General features: G+C 35.0%; 16 protein-coding genes. 5 read left to right on the plus strand and 11 right to left on the minus strand.

The annotated features are described in order from the left end of the window. Positions 1–456: aldehyde dehydrogenase family protein (locus tag CW752_RS02380; protein WP_117614359.1), on the plus strand; the 456-nt coding region annotated here is incomplete at its 5' end. Between the two features lie 121 nt (positions 457–577). On the opposite strand, the gene CW752_RS02385 is transcribed toward CW752_RS02380, so the two are convergent. After that, positions 578–1,147, minus strand: a complete 570-nt coding sequence (locus tag CW752_RS02385; RefSeq protein ID WP_101238197.1) for a thioredoxin family protein — start codon at positions 1,145–1,147, stop codon at positions 578–580. A gap of 80 nt (positions 1,148–1,227) precedes the next feature. On the opposite strand from CW752_RS02385, the gene CW752_RS02390 reads away from it, so the two are divergent. The 3 genes from CW752_RS02390 (at position 1,228) to CW752_RS02400 (ending at position 3,867) form a co-directional block, all read left to right on the plus strand. Continuing rightward, complete coding sequence (locus CW752_RS02390; protein ID WP_101238198.1) at positions 1,228–2,112, plus strand: lysophospholipid acyltransferase family protein; 885 nt, start codon at positions 1,228–1,230, stop codon at positions 2,110–2,112. A 6-nt stretch (positions 2,113–2,118) separates the two neighbouring features. Next, the gene (locus CW752_RS02395) at positions 2,119–3,099 is read left to right on the plus strand and encodes a glycosyltransferase family 2 protein (protein ID WP_101238199.1); all 981 of its coding nucleotides are present in this window, start codon (positions 2,119–2,121) and stop codon (positions 3,097–3,099) included. A 213-nt stretch (positions 3,100–3,312) separates the two neighbouring features. Next, positions 3,313–3,867 (plus strand): 3'-5' exonuclease, encoded by a 555-nt coding sequence (locus CW752_RS02400; RefSeq protein WP_101238200.1) that lies wholly within the window; start codon positions 3,313–3,315, stop codon positions 3,865–3,867. A gap of 100 nt (positions 3,868–3,967) precedes the next feature. Here CW752_RS02400 and apaG read toward each other — a convergent pair whose 3' ends face one another. The 10 genes from apaG to glgB form a co-directional block, all read right to left on the minus strand. Then, positions 3,968–4,357, minus strand: coding sequence for a Co2+/Mg2+ efflux protein ApaG (gene apaG / locus CW752_RS02405; RefSeq protein ID WP_101238201.1), 390 nt, complete (start codon positions 4,355–4,357; stop codon positions 3,968–3,970). 81 nt (positions 4,358–4,438) lie between these two features. Then, entirely contained in the window at positions 4,439–5,692 is a 1,254-nt protein-coding gene (odhB, locus tag CW752_RS02410; RefSeq protein WP_101238202.1) for a 2-oxoglutarate dehydrogenase complex dihydrolipoyllysine-residue succinyltransferase, read from the minus strand. A gap of 39 nt (positions 5,693–5,731) precedes the next feature. Continuing rightward, positions 5,732–8,545, minus strand: coding sequence for a 2-oxoglutarate dehydrogenase E1 component (locus tag CW752_RS02415; protein ID WP_101238203.1), 2,814 nt, complete (start codon positions 8,543–8,545; stop codon positions 5,732–5,734). A 125-nt stretch (positions 8,546–8,670) separates the two neighbouring features. Continuing rightward, positions 8,671–9,711 carry an SRPBCC family protein gene (locus tag CW752_RS02420; protein WP_101238204.1) on the minus strand — a complete coding sequence of 347 codons (1,041 nt, stop codon included), beginning with the start codon at positions 9,709–9,711 and terminating at the stop codon, positions 8,671–8,673. Between the two features lie 67 nt (positions 9,712–9,778). Next, complete coding sequence (locus tag CW752_RS02425; RefSeq protein ID WP_101238205.1) at positions 9,779–10,936, minus strand: hypothetical protein; 1,158 nt, start codon at positions 10,934–10,936, stop codon at positions 9,779–9,781. A gap of 421 nt (positions 10,937–11,357) precedes the next feature. Next, on the minus strand, positions 11,358–11,945 hold the full coding sequence (locus CW752_RS02430; RefSeq protein WP_101238206.1) for an outer membrane beta-barrel protein: 588 nt from the start codon (positions 11,943–11,945) through the stop codon (positions 11,358–11,360). 222 nt (positions 11,946–12,167) lie between these two features. Beyond that, positions 12,168–13,436, minus strand: coding sequence for a glucose-1-phosphate adenylyltransferase (locus CW752_RS02435; RefSeq protein WP_101238207.1), 1,269 nt, complete (start codon positions 13,434–13,436; stop codon positions 12,168–12,170). A 15-nt stretch (positions 13,437–13,451) separates the two neighbouring features. After that, on the minus strand, positions 13,452–14,015 hold the full coding sequence (locus tag CW752_RS02440; RefSeq protein WP_101238208.1) for a hypothetical protein: 564 nt from the start codon (positions 14,013–14,015) through the stop codon (positions 13,452–13,454). Between the two features lies 1 nt (position 14,016). Further along, a complete protein-coding gene (locus CW752_RS02445; protein ID WP_101238209.1) occupies positions 14,017–15,423 on the minus strand; it encodes a glycogen synthase in 1,407 nt (468 codons plus the stop codon). Between the two features lies 1 nt (position 15,424). After that, complete coding sequence (gene glgB, locus CW752_RS02450) at positions 15,425–17,371, minus strand: 1,4-alpha-glucan branching protein GlgB (RefSeq protein ID WP_185117556.1); 1,947 nt, start codon at positions 17,369–17,371, stop codon at positions 15,425–15,427. A gap of 198 nt (positions 17,372–17,569) precedes the next feature. Here glgB and CW752_RS02455 point away from each other — a divergent pair. Then, positions 17,570–18,305, plus strand: a 736-nt coding sequence (locus CW752_RS02455; RefSeq protein WP_101238211.1) for an alpha/beta hydrolase, incomplete at its 3' end; no start/stop codon positions are given.

The following is an 18,305-nucleotide window of genomic DNA, read 5'->3' on the forward strand; positions in this document are numbered from 1 at the left end:
GGAGGAAGTTACGATGAGGAAAAACTCTATATAGAACCCACTATTTTCAATACTATAGAATGGGAAGATGATATTATGCAGGAAGAAATTTTCGGTCCTCTTCTTCCTGTCATTGGTTTTAAAAACTTTAATGTAGCTTTGAATACTATTTTAGAATTGGAAAAACCTCTTGCAGCCTATCTTTTCACCAACAACAATGAACAAAAAAAATTGTTTACTGATAAGCTTTCTTTTGGAGGCGGTTGCATCAATGATACCGTAATGCATCTAAGTAATGATCATCTTCCCTTTGGAGGTGTGGGAAATTCCGGAATAGGAAACTATCACGGAAAATATGGCTTTGAAGCGTTCTCGCATCAAAAAGCTGTTCTTGAAAAAGCGACATGGGGTGAACCAAATATTAAATATCCTCCTTATTCTGAGAAAAAATTGAATTGGATAAAAAAAATACTCTGAAAATCTATAAAAACATTTGATAATTTCTCTCGCAGATTTCGCTGATTACGCAGATTTTTGTTTTAAATCTGCGAGATATTAATAAAAAAGGTTGTCTCCAGTAGAAACAACCTTTTAGTTTTTATGCTTTAGGCTTCCATGTATTGAAAAACTCTTTTACCTTATCCTTACTGTATCCTTTTCCTTCTTCAAATACATCACTCTGCTGAACCTTAATCATTTTACCAGTTTTATCTAAAACGATAAATACAGGATATCCAAATTTTTCTCCTGGATTATCATACTGAGCAAAAACCTTTTCATTTTTATTATCCGGAGAGGAGTTTAAGTGGTAATATAAGTAGTTTTTATCTACTAATTCTTTTAATTCAGGTGTTTCCTGAACGAAATTATTAAATCGAAGACACCAGATACACCAGTTTCCACCAGCCTGGATCATAATATTTTTACCTTCTTTTTTAGCCTGTGCTACTAATTTTTTAATATCTGCCTGTGCATCAGCTTTTGGATTATAAGGTTTAGGAAGCTTTGCTTTTTCTTCAGCAGCTTTCTTTTTAGCCTCTAATTCAGTATGTTCTGTAGGCACTATAAGAGCATTATTCTGTTTTCTATCATTAACCAGGTCTTTCACATCCTGTGAAAAAGCAAACACACCCAGTCCTAAAAAAGCTATAATTGATAATTTCTTCATAACATAAAAGTAAAAAAATATTATTTATCCCTCAGCAAAAATAGAACCATAATTTAATTATCACTAAATTTGCGTGTTTTATGAATTTCCTGATCAAAATATTATATTTCATTTCTAAACTTCCGCTTAAAGTATTGTATATTTTTTCGGACGTTATTTTCTTCTTAAATTATTACTTCGTAGGATATAGGAAGAATGTTATTACTCAAAACCTTAGAAACTCTTTTCCTGAAAAATCTGAAGAAGAAATCGGAAAAATCAGAAAGCAGTTCTATCTTAATTTCTCCGATTATCTGGTAGAAACCATCAAGTCTTTCAGTATTTCTGAAACAGAATCCAGAGTAAGGATGCAACACATCAATCAGGAACTTTTTCATGAAGCTAAAAAAGAAGGAAAAAATATCATCCTTTTGGCCGGACATGTTTTCAACTGGGAATGGATTAATGCATTAGCCACTATCATTCCACAGGCTCATTGTCATCCTGTTTATAGAAAAGTAAACAGTGATTTTTGGGAAAATCAGATGAAGAAGGTTCGAAATAAATTCGGAAATGAAGCATTAGAAGCCAATGAAGTAATCCTTAATATTTTCAGATCTAAGAACAACGGAGATTCCGCCTATATGTTTGTGGCTGATCAAACTCCGCACTTTTCCCATGTTACGTATGGCTTAGAATTTTTGAACCAACGGACACCTGCTTTTATAGGATACGATAAACTCACCACAAGAATGGATCTTGCATTCATCTACTGCGAAATGAAAAAAGTAAAACGTGGTTATTATCAGGTGAACTATCACAGAATATATCCGGATGGCGAGAAATTCGTGGAACATGAGGTGGTAAAGAAATTTCATAAATTACTGGAAAACACTTTACACAAACATCCTGATAACTATCTTTGGTCTCACAGAAAATGGAAATATCAGGATTCTATCAAGAATTTTGATTCTGAAAAAATATAGACTTACATGCAGAAAAAACTGGCTGTTGCCATCTTAAACTGGAACGGGAAAAACTGGCTTGAAAAATTTCTTCCAGGTGTCGTTCAATTTTCTCAAGATGCGGATATTTATGTCATTGACAACCTTTCTACAGATGATTCTATAGCATTTTTGAATACCAACTTCCCTACTGTAAAAGTTATTAAAAATAGTGAAAACTATGGCTTCGCCGGAGGGTATAATGAAGGCCTAAAAGAAATCAATAACGAATATTATTGCTTACTTAACTCTGATGTTGAAGTTACCGAAAATTGGATAGCATCTGTATTAGAATTATTTGAAAAGGATTCTTCAATTTCGGCCATTCAGCCTAAGATTTTATCCTTCGATAACAAAAATTATTTTGAATTTGCAGGAGCCGCAGGTGGTCTTATTGATAATTTGGGCTATCCATATTGTAGAGGAAGAGTTTTTGATGATCTTGAGGAAGATAAAGGTCAATATGATGATGACACCGAAATTTTCTGGGCATCAGGTTGTTGTTTTTTCATCCGATCAAAAGATTTTTGGGAACAAAAAGGCTTTGATGAAAGGTTTTTCGCCCATCAGGAAGAAATTGATTTATGTTGGAGACTGATCAATTCCGGGAAAAAGATTTTTTATACAGGAAAATCAAAAGTATATCATGTAGGTGGAGGTACGCTAAACAAGCAAAGTGCCCAAAAAACATTTTTAAACATCAGAAATAATCTTTCAATGATGCTTAAGAACCTTCCTTTCCCTAAATTAATCTGGTTAATTTTCTTCAGACTTTGTCTGGATGGCGTTGCCGGAATTTATTTTGGATTAAAGCATGGATTTCCTCATCTTTGGGCAGTAGTAAGGGCTCATTTTGGTTTCTACGGACAACTTCCGGGAACATGGAAGCTTCGTCAAAAGCATCAGAAGATTGAATTCTATCAGTCAAAATGGCTTATCTTTAAACACTTTTTGGGAGGAAAAGGGTAATAGGTTTTAGGGATTAGGGATTAGGGATTAGGGATTAGGGAAAACTACGACTTTCTTACTTATCATGAACTAAAGCTCATTAAAGTAAAAATTTATAACATCAATTAACTTTAAACTTTAAACCTTGAACATTAAACTCTAAACCAGAGAACCAGCAACAAAAAACAACCAGCAACTATTAACACAACAACAATCAACTTATAATTTAAAACAATGGATTTCTGTGCAATAGATTTTGAAACTGCCACTCACGAGAAAAGTTCTGCTTGTGAGATGGGGATATGTGTGGTACAGGATTCTAAAATTATAGAAACTAAAACCTGGTTGATTAAACCGCCAAGCTTTCCTTACTTCAGTAAATTCAATATTGCAGTCCATGGGATACAACCTGAGGACGTAAAAGATGCTCCCACATTTGATGAAATATGGTATGAGGCTCAAGATATGATGTATGGAAGTTTAATGATTGCACATAATGCAGGCTTCGATGCTTCTGTTTTAAGGGGATGCCTCGAGCATTATGGAATGTTTACTCCAAAATTAAATTATTTGTGCAGCATACAATTGGCTAAAAAGTCCTGGAATTATCTTCCAAAATACGGATTAAAACCTCTTGCCGAATACCATCAAATCCAGTTTAATCATCATAGAGCGGGAGCAGATGCAGAAGTCTGTGCAAAAATATCCTTATTAGCTTTTGAGAAATTACTCCTCACCAGCAACGAAGAAGTACAGGAATACATGAAAGCCAAAATCAAAAAGCTTTAGAGGGGATGCAATTTGATAAATGGGCTATTCATTAATTCATAGCCAAAGACTCATAATCAACTCATGAATCTGTTTGTACTTTCATCGTAGAGTCGAAAGATTAATTGCTTAAAACTTCAGACAGCAGATTAAATTTTGGAATATCAATCTCAAATGTCTCTTGAGTTTCCATGTTTTTAACCAGGTATTTTCCGCTCATATTTCCGACACCGGAACGAAGCATTACATTGGAGAAATAAGAGAAATTTTCGCCTGTTCCTATTTCCGGAGTCAAACCGATCACTCCGTCACCTATGATCTCTGTGTATCCGAATCCTACATCAAAAATTAACCATTTTCTTTTCAATAATTTTATAGGAAAGCTTCCGTCATTTTCTATAGTAATATTGTATTTGAAAACATAGCGGTTTTCGGATGGGTAACTGTTTTTACTATCATATTCAGGTATTACTGAAACTTTGATATTGGAAGTCATTTTTGAAAACATCATTGTAGTATTTTCTAAATAGATACAAAAATCTCGCCTTTTTTAAGGCGAGATTGTATATTTATATGATAATTTCATTAAAACCTATAATCCAAGGCCTTTTCTTTCGTCACCACCCATTAAAATTTCAACAGGATTGTCGATTGCTTCTTTTACCGCTACAAGGAATCCTACCGATTCTTTACCGTCGATAATTCTATGGTCATAAGACATTGCAACATACATCATTGGTCTGATTACTACCTGCCCGTCAACCGCAACTGGTCTCTGGATGATGTTGTGCATTCCTAAGATAGCAGATTGTGGAGGGTTGATGATTGGTGTAGACATCATAGATCCGAAAGTACCACCGTTTGTAATAGTGAAAGTACCACCAGTCATTTCATCAACAGTAATTTTACCATCTCTTACTTTTATAGCAAGGTCTTTAATGTTTGCTTCTACAGCACTGAAAGACATATTTTCTGCGTTTCTCAGTACAGGAACCATTAATCCCTTAGGACCTGAAACTGCAATTGAAATATCGCAGAAATCATAGTTTACTTTGAAGTCTCCATCGATAGATGCGTTTACATCCGGATACATTTGTAATGCTCTTGTAACTGCTTTTGTAAAGAAAGACATGAAACCAAGTCCTACCCCATGTTTTTGAGCAAATTCTTCTTTATATTGTTTTCTCAATCTAAAGATCTCAGACATGTCAACTTCGTTGAAAGTGGTTAACATCGCTGTCTCATTCTTTACAGAAACTAATCTTTGAGCGATCTTTCTTCTAAGAACAGAAAGTTTAGTTGTTGTTGTCGTTCTTGCACCTGTAGCAGTAAGAGGGCTTCCTCCTAATGCAGGAACTGCAGCTAATTCAGCATCAGTCTTAGTGATTCTTCCATCTCTTCCTGTTCCTGAAACCTGAGCAGCATCCACTCCTTTTTCGTCAAGGATTTTCTTAGCAGCCGGAGATGGAGCTCCTGTAGCGTAAGTTTGTGGAGCAGCAACCGGAGCAGCTGGTTTTGGAGCTTCTTGTTTAGCAGGTTCAGCAGCTTTTGGAGCTTCTTCCTGTTTTGGAGCTTCAGCAGCAGGTGCACCACCTTCTGGTCTTGCAGCATCCATATCAATTAAACAAACTACCTGACCTACTTGTACCACATCACCTTCTTCTGCTTTTAAAGTGATAATACCACTTTGTTCTGCTGGCAATTCAAGAGTTGCTTTGTCTGAGTCTACTTCAGCGATAGGTTGATCTTTTTCTACATAATCACCATCTTTTACAAGCCAAGTTGCAATTTCAACTTCTGTAATTGATTCGCCCGGTGAAGGAACTTTCATTTCTAAAACTGACATATTGAGTATTTTTTATTTTTTAATGGATTATTATTTTAATTAAGCTGTAACGGGTCTTTTTGCGGGAGCATCGTCTCTGTCGAATACTCTGTTGATTACTGCATTTTGGTTTTTCTCAAACATTTTGTGGCTACCCGGAGCAGGAGCACCGCTTGGTACCGGAGCTACTACTTGGATTCCTGTATCTCTGAAGTTTCTTAAGATATAAGACCAAGCCCCCATGTTTTCAGGTTCTTCCTGAGCCCACACTAATTGTTTTCTATTTTCGTATTTGTTGAAGATCGCTTCAATAGCATCTGCCTGAAGTGGATATAACTGCTCGAATCTTACTAATGCGATATTCTCACAATTTAATTCTTCTTTCTTCGCTAATAATTCGAAGTACAGTTTACCTGAACAAAGAACTAATTTTTCTACTTTTTTAGGATCTGCCGTTGGATCGTCTAAGATAGGTTGGAATGAACCTGTTGCAAAATCTTCAAGCGGAGAAACTACTTTTGGATGTCTCAATAAAGATTTAGGACTCATTACTACCAATGGCTTTCTGAATGCCCATTTCAACTGTCTTCTCAATAAGTGGAAGTAGTTTGCAGGTGAAGTAATATTAGCTACCACCATGTTTTCATTAGCACAAAGCGTAAGGAATCTTTCCAATCTCGCTGAAGAGTGTTCTGCACCCTGACCTTCTGAACCGTGAGGCAATAACATTACCAATCCGTCCTGGATTTTCCATTTTTCTTCTGCAGCAGCAAGATATTGGTCAACGATGATTTGAGCACCGTTCACGAAATCTCCGAACTGAGCTTCCCAAATTGTTAATGTATTTGGAGATGCCATCGCATATCCGTAATCGAAACCTAAAACACCATATTCTGAAAGGTGAGAATTGAATACATCAAATCTACTTTCTGAAACATGTCTTAACGGGATATATTCTTCTTCTGTATCTTCTGTTTTTACGACAGCGTGTCTGTGAGAGAATGTACCTCTTTCTACATCTTCACCGGAGATTCTTACATTGTGACCTTCTACAAGAAGTGTAGCATAAGCTAACCACTCTCCTAACGCCCAATCTAATGAATTTCCTTCAATAGCTTTGATACGGTTTTCGAATAGTCTCGTAATCTTATTGATGAATTTTTTATCAGCCGGAAGTGTTGACATTTTAAGAGCCAATTCTTTCAACTTAGATAAGTCGTATTTTGTGTCAACCGGCAATTGAACAGCACCTCTTTTTCCGATTGGATAATTAACCCAATCATCTGCCATAAACAGATCCATAACGTTTTTCTCGATCTCTTTAGAAGCATCAAAGTCTTTATCTAAAAGCGCCTTGAAATCTACTTCCATCTTTTTGATGATGTCGTTAGAAATTACGCTATCGTTGATCAATTTATCCTTATAAATTTCTCTTGGATTCGGGTGTTTAGAAATAGCTTTATATAAGTTAGGCTGAGTAAATCTTGGTTCATCTCCTTCGTTGTGACCGTATTTTCTATATCCTAAAAGATCGATATAAACGTCTTTTCCGAATTTAGCTCTATAGTCTGCAGCGAAGTGAATAGCATGAACAACTGCTTCAGCATCATCCGCATTTACGTGCATTACAGGAGATTCTGTAACTTTAGCGATATCTGTACAATATGTTGAAGATCTTGCATCTAAGAAGTTAGTTGTGAAAGATACCTGGTTGTTTACCACGATATGAACAGTACCTCCTGTTTTGTACCCTTCCAACGTCATCATCTGAGCTACTTCATAAGCGATACCTTGTCCGGCGATAGCACCATCACCATGAATGATGATTGGTAAAACTTTAGAGAAATCTTTGTATTTATCATCTACTTTTGCACGGCAGATTCCTTCAACAAGAGCTGCTACCGTTTCAAGGTGAGACGGGTTTGGAGTCAAATTGATACAAACTTCTTCTCCTGAAGCAGTTTTAATCTTTTTAGATGATCCTAAGTGATATTTAACATCACCTGAGAATACATCTTCTTCAAATTCTTTTCCTTCAAATTCTGAGAAGATCTGCTTATAAGATTTTCCGAAAATATTAGATAATACATTTAATCTTCCTCTGTGTGCCATTCCCAATACAACTTCATCAACTCCCAGTTGAGAAGATCTTGAGATTAATTGGTCTAAAGCAGGGATTAATGTTTCACCTCCTTCTAATGAGAATCTTTTTTGTCCTACAAATTTTGTGTGAAGATAGTTTTCAAAGGCTACTGCCTGATTTAATTTTAATAAGATTTCTGTTTTTTCATTCGCAGAAAGACTCGGATGGTTTTCATTTACCTGAAGCCATTTCTTGATAAAATCTTTTTCTTCAACATTGTTGATGTATGTATATTCTACCCCGATAGAATCACAGTAGATATTTTCTAAATGCTTGATCAAATCCGCCAATGTAGCAGGCTCTTTCATTCCTGTTTCTACAGCGCAGTTGAATTTTGTGTTTAAATCCTCTTTAGTAAGACCGAAATTTTCGATATCTAAAGTTGGAGTGTAATGTCTTCTTTCTCTAACAGGGTTTGTTTTTGTAAACAGATGCCCTCTCGTTCTGTAAGCCTCAATAAGGTTTACTACCTTAAATTCTTTCTTGATGTGCTCAGGAACCTCTCCGTTTGATACTGCCTGAGAGATCTGCTGTACTGCCGGAGCAGCATTGGCCGAAGCCTGAATAAATTGAATGTTATCGTCATCTCCGTAGTTCTCCAAAGCAAAATCGAAGCCTTGAAAGAAAGCTTTCCATGATGGTTCTAGGGAATCCGGGAATTTTAAGTACTGTTGGTATAAATCCTCAATTAACTGAGAATGAGCTGCGTTTAGGAATGAAAATCTGTCCATTATTACAGTTTATCTATTTATTAAAATTTATTTGTAGAATTAATCTTCAAATTTAATAAAAAAAACCGAGTTGGGACAGTTTAAAACCGTTAAAAAAAGTTAGGAAAAATTTAATTTAAAAAAAATTACTTAAACACTGATAATGAGAGCTTCATGTTGACAGGCTGGCCTTCCATCGGACGTTCAATAAACGTTTGGCTGATATCTCCGAAGCGCATTTGGTCTTTTTTCGCTTTCTGAATCAACTGTTGGATTGCTTTAACTCGTCCTTCGTAGCTTCCTTTATAGTACATTACATAGTTTTCGGTAGGATTTATGGTTCTAAAACTAAAATTATTATCAGTCACACCAATTTTTTTAGAAAGTGGAATTCCCAAAAAGTAAGAAACCTCTTTATCCTTATAGTTATCTGCATCAGTCATCAAAACCGGATACCCGAATTCATCCTCTTTTTTACCCATATCCATCGTCACGAAATTATACATTTTGTTATAATTCATGACAATATTTTTATAAAGGGCATCCTTTTTATTTGATGTACTTACATTGATTCCTAATATAAGTTGAGCTTCATTTTTTTCTACCATCAGACTGTCATACTTAATGGCCGCCATCTGGTTGTCTTTTTCCACCTTATTTCCTAAAACATTTTTCAGATTCACCATGCTTTTGGTGATGTTTTCGGCAAAACGGTCCTCTGTCCAGAAGTTTTCTACTCTTCGCCAAACGGAAAGCTTAGGGGTATGCACATACCATATAATCTTTGTCTTTTCGGCAGAAATGGGCTTAAATTTAACATCTACCAACGTCGGATTGGCATTTTCGTCTTCAAAAAGCTGGTATTTTAAAGTTTTATTTAAATTTTCATATCTGATGAACATTTCACCGTCAGTATCATTTTTAGGGTCTATATAACTGATGGCACTTCCCTGTCCCTCATAAGGTGTATAATAATCTATGTCTATAGACTGTGAACTCGAAAAAAAGTTATTCCATCTTGTAAAATTCTGAAGATTATTAAACTGGGCAAAGACTTTATCCACCGGATAATCAATCTCTTTTTCAATCGTAAAGTTTTTGCTTTCGTCTACAAAATAATACATGGAGGCAGCATAAGCTCCCCCCAACAGAACAATGATTAAAGTTAATATTTTAAAAATACGCATCGCACAAAAGTAATACAAATAAAAAAAGTGACCAATATGCTGTAGCCACTTTACAGGAGATTTTATTTTAATAGTAATACTCAATCTTTCTGACCCATTTATACAAATCTTTTCCGTCTACATTTTTAATCACCTCTGTCCAATTCTTTTGTTTGTCAAACTTATATTTAAAAATTATTATTGTAGGCTCTATTTCTTGGTCCTGTTTTCCAAATTTATCTAAATAAAGTACTTTGGATATATAATTGTTTTTATATTCAAATTTTATATCATGCCAAACCTTATCTTTATAATATACAGTCTTCCTTTCTAATTTATTGTCTTTAGTATAAGTGTAAACAGTATATAACGAGCTCACAGCATCATCATTTCTTTCTTCTTTAATTATCTTCCCACTTCCGTACATAACATACGAGTAGCGCTTCCCATCATTAACACTTGTTTTCTTTGTTATATTCCCAGAGGTGTCATAATCATATTTAAAGTGTTCGGTTTGATATATTCTTTTGTTTTGAAAATCACTCTCATAGTTAAAAAGTTTCTCCTCAATGACTCTGTATTGATCATCATAAATTTTTATTTTGCTTAATTTTTTATGATAAATAGAATCTTTAACTCTCGTATAACCGCCATTTTCTATGGCTTTCCAAATAGTATTAGTTACAGCAAAAATACTATCTGTCTTTGAAAGAGTATCAAATCTTGTTTCAAACAAAGGTTTATAGCTTTCCATATTATTCAGATATTTTTTTGCAGATTCATCTTTCCATTTAAAGTAAGATTCTTTAAACGTTACAGTTTTACTGTTTCGATCATACCAATAACGATATCTTCTTTCTGAATGGTCACCTTTAGATATTTTAGTAATGAGTCTATTTAAATCATCAAACGTATAAATATAATCATCAACAATTTCTCCCGATTTATAATACCATGTTTCTTTTATTATGTTTCGATTTTTATCATAATAGGTTTCATTATTTATGTATCTGCAAAAATTTGTTTCGAACCAGGAGTCATTCATTCTCGCTCGTAAGTTTTCAGGAGTCTTGATTACGGCATGTCCATACTCGTCATCACCATTCATAAAAGTGAATGGACCAGATTCATTAAGAAAAATGACAGATTCTTTTACAAATTTAGGTTTTCCTAAAATTGAATCTTTAATAACCTGAGCAGTGAAAAAAGTAGATAAAAAAATGACAAAAGGTAATATTTGTTTCATATTCTTGTAAATTATCAAACTTCTCTATTCGTTATAATCAAAAGCCTAAACTTATAGTCATTATGGAGTTTGGGGCTTACTTGATTCTTTGAAAAGAGAAGCGTTTGGACTTAGGATCTGCTGAATAGACTTCGTCCCGAATACAGGAATGTAAAATAAAACTAAGGACTATCGCTAAGGATAGTAAAAAGATTATTTTTTTCTTCATAAGCATTTTGTTTTTTAGTCCTTAAATATATAAAAAAACGAAATAATCACAACAACGTGATTATTTCATTAAAACAAAGTGTAAATTATTAGGTTTAGTAGTATCAAAAGCTCAAAAAAATAAAGTTGACAACCTCATTATGTTTTTAAATCCAGGGCAACAAAAAAGCCGGAAATTTCCGGCTTTTTCAATTTTTTTATTGTTCAATAGGTATTATTTCAATCCGAAGTTTTTCGAGATACCTACTCCTACTTCTTTACCAAAAGAGAAATTAAATTTATTATTTTTCACATCAGCACCATCTTCCTTCAAATAGCCATATCTGATTCCTCCAATATTGAAGTTTAATCCAAAGCCATTTTTAAAGTTGATAAATAATGCCGGGGTAAAGTTAGCATAGAATCCGTTCATTTTTCTTTCGCTGGAAGTAGCCCCAATTGTATAGGTATCTTTCATATTCTGATACCCTGCTCCCAAATCTCCATACACTGCAAAAGTCTGGCTTAATGGCACTGCATAACGTACAAATGGCCCGATGGCAAAACCATTTTCTTTTAATGATCCTTCACCTACCGGTTTTTTTCCTGAGGTAATAGTAGAGTTAAGACCTACTGTCCAATGATCACTGAACTGGTATCCTACTGTTGGTGTAAAGCTGAAAGACTCTACTTCACTTTTTTTACCGGAAATACTAGTGTTATCACTACTGTATCCAATATTTCCTCCTAATAATAAAGTGTTTTTCTGAGCGCTTACCATTCCGAATGCTGTAATGGTGGCTATAACCAAGATTTTTTTCATAATTTCAAAATTTGTTTTTCAGAATTATTAACAATTCGCATGCCAAATCATAAAATTTGTTAAAACAACAATAAACTGAATGTAAGCAACTTCTATTACAATTCATTGTAAACCTTTATTAAAGCTCAGCTTTTATAACAGTTAATGTTAAAAAAATAATATTGATATTACTTTTTAAAATCTCTCTTATGTATGAGAAAATGTATACTTTTTTGTAAAAAACTATCCAATATGAGTTCCGGGTGCCAACACTGCTCCTTTTTTGACTACTACAATTCCATCTTGTACAGAATGAGTTCCATAATCACCATCAGGAAGATGTTTTCCTCCAATAATCTTAACATTATCGCCAATAAAGCAGTTTTTATCCAAAATAGCTTTTTCTATATAACAGTATTTTCCGATCCCCATATTGGGACGACCGGCTCTGTCATTCAGCACAATTTCTGTGGTGTTTTGATAGAAATCAGCACCCATAACATACGAATGAACAATGGTACTGCCTTTATCAATTCTGGTTCTGTTTCCGATTACAGAGTTTTCAATTTTATCCGCCATGATGATACATCCGTCTCCAAAAACAGCTTTACTTACATAAGAACCATTGATTTTGGATGGTGGAAGCATCCTCGCCCTTGTATAAATAGGAGAAGATGAGAAAAGATTAAATTGTGGGAGATCCTGACAAAGATCAAGATTAGCCTCGTAGAATGATTCAATCGTTCCGATATCCGTCCAGTACCCTTCGTACTGATAGCTCAATGTTTTATATTTCCCAATGGAACTAGGAATAATATCTTTTCCAAAATCATCACCTGCTCCTTCATCAAACATTTTTTTAAGAATATTTCTGGTGAAAATATAGATTCCCATAGAAGCTAAAAATTCTTTTCCTTTATGTTTATTCTCCTCCGACACTTCAGATTGTAAACCGTTCAGTATATCATAGTCCGGTTTTTCAACGAAAGAGGTAATATTCCCATCGTCATCAGACTTTAATATTCCGAAACCGGTGGCATCTTTTGCATTGACAGGAATAGTTGCAATGGTCAAATCCCCTCCTTTTTCAATATGAAAATCAAGCATTTCCCTGAAATCCATCTGATAGAGCTGGTCACCCGAAAGAATTAAAATATAGTCATAATCATATTTTTCAAGATGCTTCATCGATTGACGTACTGCATCTGCCGTTCCCTGATACCAGCTATCGCTTTCCACATTCTGTTCAGCAGCCAGAATATCTACAAACCCTTTACTGAAAATATCAAAGTGATATGAATTTTTAATATGTGAATTTAAAGAAGCTGAATTAAATTGGGTCAATACCAGAATTTTATTCAATCCAGAATTCAGACAATTGGAAATAGGGATATCTACCAACCTGTATTTTCCTGCAATAGGTACTGCCGGTTTTGATCTTGAATACGTTAATGGGAATAGTCTTGTCCCTCTGCCTCCTCCCAAAACAATGGAGATTACATTTCGTTTCATAAATATCTTGCGTTTTTATTGAATTAAATTTACAGTTCTATTTTTAGTATCTACACGAAGAGTACAACAATTATTTTTTTTAAAATCCTTATCATAACTGTACACTACCACTTCATATATTTCTGATTTTAATTGTTTAATCTCTTTATTGGCTTCGTTAATCTTCATATTACAAGCCTTGAGCTGAACCCTAAATAAGGGACTGACATTCAACAAGCCTACAACCTCTCTTCTTTTTATTTCAAAATTCAGAATATCCTGTTCATATTTTTCTTTCCAGTTTTTGCCATATTTTTTTTCTATTGCAGCGAATGTTTTGGCATTTTCGGTCGCAACGCTGTCTATCAGCTTCTGGGTAACTTCACAGCCGGCAACATCTATATTTTTTATCCTCCATTTTTCCGAAACCCCATAGGTAAGCTCCTGTCTTGTAACATCAGGATATCCATATCCCAAAACGGTAAAATAAGTATCCTGAAGGGGAGTATTTTCTTTGTTCAGAGAAACAACTCTGTTATTTTCCTCTTTACAGGCAAAAACCACAGTTATCATCAATAAAAAAAGAAAACTTCTTATCATATCAGTTATTATATAAAGCTATGTATTTCTCTGCAGATTTTTCCCATGCAAAATCAAAATTCATATTGGCATGAATCAAATCTTCCATCAATCCTTTCTGGTTGTAAACACCAAGCGCTCTATGCATCGCATGAACTATATCATCTACTCCCGGGTAAGTAAAGTTCAGTCCCGCTCCTCCGGTTGAAATATCTTCTACTGTATCTCTGAGCCCACCTGTATATCTTACTACCGGAACGGTACCATATCTCATGGAGTACATTTGATTCAGACCACACGGCTCTACTCTTGACGGCATAAGCAGAAAATCTGCTGAAGCATAGATTTTATGGGAAAGATGTTCTTTATACCCCAAGTCTAAAGCAAAGTTGGTATAAGTATAATCATATTCTTTCAGCTTATTTTCAATATAGGTATTTCCTGATCCCAGGATTATGATATTTAAAGCACCATAATTCTGTTTAATGCTTCGCCATACCACATCAGGTAATAAATCTGCTCCTTTTTCTGTGGCAAATCTTCCAATAAAAGCAAATAATGGAAGTTCAGGTTTTAAACCATATTCTTTACAGAGTTTTTCTTTGTTTTTTTTCTTTTGAGCAACAGCATTTTTAATCGTAAAATTAAAATCCAACATAGGGTCTGTTTCAGGATTCCAGATTTCTGTATCAATACCGTTGATAATTCCGTATGCTTTTCCGAACTCCTGACGAACCAGGCTTTCTAACCCACGGAAGCTGACAAAAAGCTCTTCCAGATATCCTTCGGAGACTGTGGTAAAGGCATGTGAACATTTGATCATAGCTGCTAATGGATTCATTAAGCCATTCCAGTCTAGCAATCCCCATTTATAGGCATCAAAAGAAGGCATATAATTGGCCATATTCCAGCTCATCATTCCCTGATATTCTCCATTGTGAATTGTTCCTATTGTTTTTACATCTTGCAGAAATTCAAATTCGGGACAATTTTGAATCATAAAAGGAACCAACCCTGTATGATAATCGTGACAGTGAAGGATATCGGGGTGGATTTGCATTGCACACATCCAATGGAGGATCCCTTGTTGGAAGGCAAGAAATTGAAAGCTTTCATCCTGATAACCGTAAGGATTATCTCTATCCAATAATCCGGGAATTTTTACCATATACAGCTCAAATCCCAACACATTTGTTTTTTCCTTCATGACCTGAACTTGCAACATATTAGGTCCTTGGTGAATGAATCCATCAAAAACTATGTCAAACTCGTGATCATAAACAAAAGATTTATTATACCATGGCATTACAACTTTGGCATCAACTCCTTTTATTTTATTCTGATATTTCGGCAATGCTCCCACTACATCTGCAAGTCCTCCCACTTTTGCTACCGGATAGCACTCTGTGCTTAAATGATAAACAACCATTTTATCTCTTGTGTTTAATTCTATGTAATTTATACTTTTTATCTTTATTCTGTCTCAAAATAATTCCGGCCAATGGCGGAAGTTTTACCATTATTGATTTCTGATAACCTCTCCATTCTTCATATTTTTCTTCCAGAATTTCAGGTTGCACTCCACTACCGCTATATTTCTCATCATCAGAATTGAAAATAACTTCCCAATGAGTTCCTGTATGAACTCCAATCTTATAATCTAACACTTTTGGAGCCAGGTTCAGGATAATCATCAAAACATCATCTCTCTTTTTTCCTTTCCTTAAATATACGTAAACTGAATTTTCCAGATCATCAGCTTCGACCCATTCAAAACTGCTTTTATCAAATTGATTTTCATAAAAAGCAGATTCAGAGGTATAGATATGATTCAATTCTTTTACAAGTATCTGCAAGCCTTTATGAACAGGATATTCCAGCAGATGCCAATCCAGACTTTGGGTAAAATTCCATTCGTTGGTTTGACCAAATTCATCCCCCATAAAAAGGAGTTTTGCTCCCGGATGGGTATACATATACACATACAAGGTACGAAGATTGGCAAACTTCTGCCACTCATCACCTCTCATTTTATAAATTAAACTTGCTTTACCATGTACGACCTCATCATGAGACAAAGGCATCATATAATTTTCATTATACATATACATGGAAGCAAACGTGAGTTTATGATGGTGGAACTTTCTGTTGCTAAAATCTTCTTTGAAATAATCCAGAGTATCGTGCATCCATCCCATCATCCATTTCATTCCAAATCCTATACCTCCGTCATGAACAGGTTTTGTAAGCATTGGGAAATCAGAGCTTTCTTCTGCGATGGTCATAATATCTTCTCCAAATTCTTTATACACTGCAGTATTGAATTCCTGCAGAAAAGCTTTAGCTTCAAGATTGACATTTCCTCCATATATATTAGGCTCCCATTCTCCTTCGTTTCTGGAATAATCTAAATGAAGCATTGACGTTACTGCATCTACTCTTAGCCCATCAGCATGATAACGGTCTAGCCAAAACATAGCGTTAGAAATAAGAAAAGATTTCACCTCATTTCTTCCGTAGTTAAAAATATGGGATTTCCAGTCGGGATGAAATCCTTTTCTTGGATCCTCATGTTCATACAGATGAGAACCATCAAAACGGTAGAGCCCATTAGCGTCTCCCGGAAAGTGAGACGGAACCCAATCCAAGATTACCCCTATTCCATTTTTATGAAGCCGGTCAATCAGAAACATCAAATCCTGTGGTGAGCCGAAACGCGAGGTGGCTGCATAAAATCCGGTAATCTGATATCCCCAACTTGGGTCATATGGATATTCCATAACCGGCATCAACTCCACATGGGTAAATCCCATTTCTTTTATATAAGGAACGAGTTTCTTTGCTATATCACGATAATTCAAGAAACGATCCGGATCTTCTTTATCGCGTACCCATGAACCGAGATGAACTTCATACACAGAAATAGGAGCTTTCAGGTTATTCTTTTTCCAGCGGTTTTCCATCCATTCCCGGTCACTCCACTCGTACCAGGTAGTAGATACTAAAGAAGCCGCCTGTACATTTTGCTCCCAGCTTACCGCATAAGGATCACTTTTTTCAAGAATATCTCCTCTTGCTGTTTCCACAGCATATTTATATAAAGTTCCCCAAGGCAAATCATCAATAAATCCTTCCCATATTCCCGATCCATCCCATCTTGGAAATAAGATATGATCTTTATGATTCCAGTTATTAAAATCTCCTATTACGGACACTTTTTTTGCATTGGGAGCCCAGACCGAGAAATACACTCCTTTTATTCCTTCTTTTTCTACAGAATGTGCCCCAAATTTACCATATAGCTTATAGTGTCTTCCCTCTTTGAAAAGATACACGTCATGATCAGTGAAAAGCGTATAGGTTTTAACAGAATTCATCAAGATCAGTTTGTATTTATATTTTCCCTGAAACTACGAAAAATACTGACAATAGCGATTAATTATTGATCAAATAATCGTCAAATTAATTTTCTTCTTCAGGATATCTATCAAATATATCATTTTTTAACTCACTTTTTTATGATTTTAAAACAATCTTTTTTATAAATTTAGCAGTAATATTTATTAACACATACGATGAGGTTTGAACTTTATACAGAAGAAAAAGATGATAGAACCGTATTCATTACAGGAAATTTCAACAATTGGAACCCTAAAGACTATACCTATCAGCTCAAGCAATTGGATACACAAAACTATTTCATGGAAATTGATGATCAGGCACTTCCGGACGATATTGAATATAAATTCACAAAAGGAGGCTGGGAAAATGTTGAACTGGATCAATATGGAAATATTACCCCCAATCGCAAAGTAAAAAAATCAGCAGGAAAGACCTCAGATATTGTTAAAAAATGGAGACTGAACTGGGGACCGTTTAAAGACGAATTTTTCCCTATTGTAGAAGTGATCTCAGAACAATTTTATATCCCACAGCTCGATCGTTATCGTAAAGTTTGGGCTCTACTTCCTCATGATTACTATATTGCTGATAAAAGCTACCCTGTATTATACCTTCAGGATGCTCAAAATTTATTCAATGAAGGAAGTGATTTTGGCAACTGGGAAATCGATAAGAAATTATCCATCTTATCGGAATATGGGCGTGGTGATGTAATCGTTATTGCTATAGAACATGGCAGCCAGAACAGGATTAAAGAATATATTTTTGATAATGATAACGTAGCTAACGGTTCGGAGGGCAAAAAATATATCCGTTTTATCACTGATACATTGAAACCTTTTGTCGATGAAAATTACCGTACTAAAAAGGATCGTGAAAACACAGGAATCGGAGGCAGTTCGTTAGGTG

Source organism: Chryseobacterium sp. PMSZPI, assembly GCF_002835665.1.
Taxonomy (GTDB): Bacteria; Bacteroidota; Bacteroidia; order Flavobacteriales; family Weeksellaceae; genus Chryseobacterium.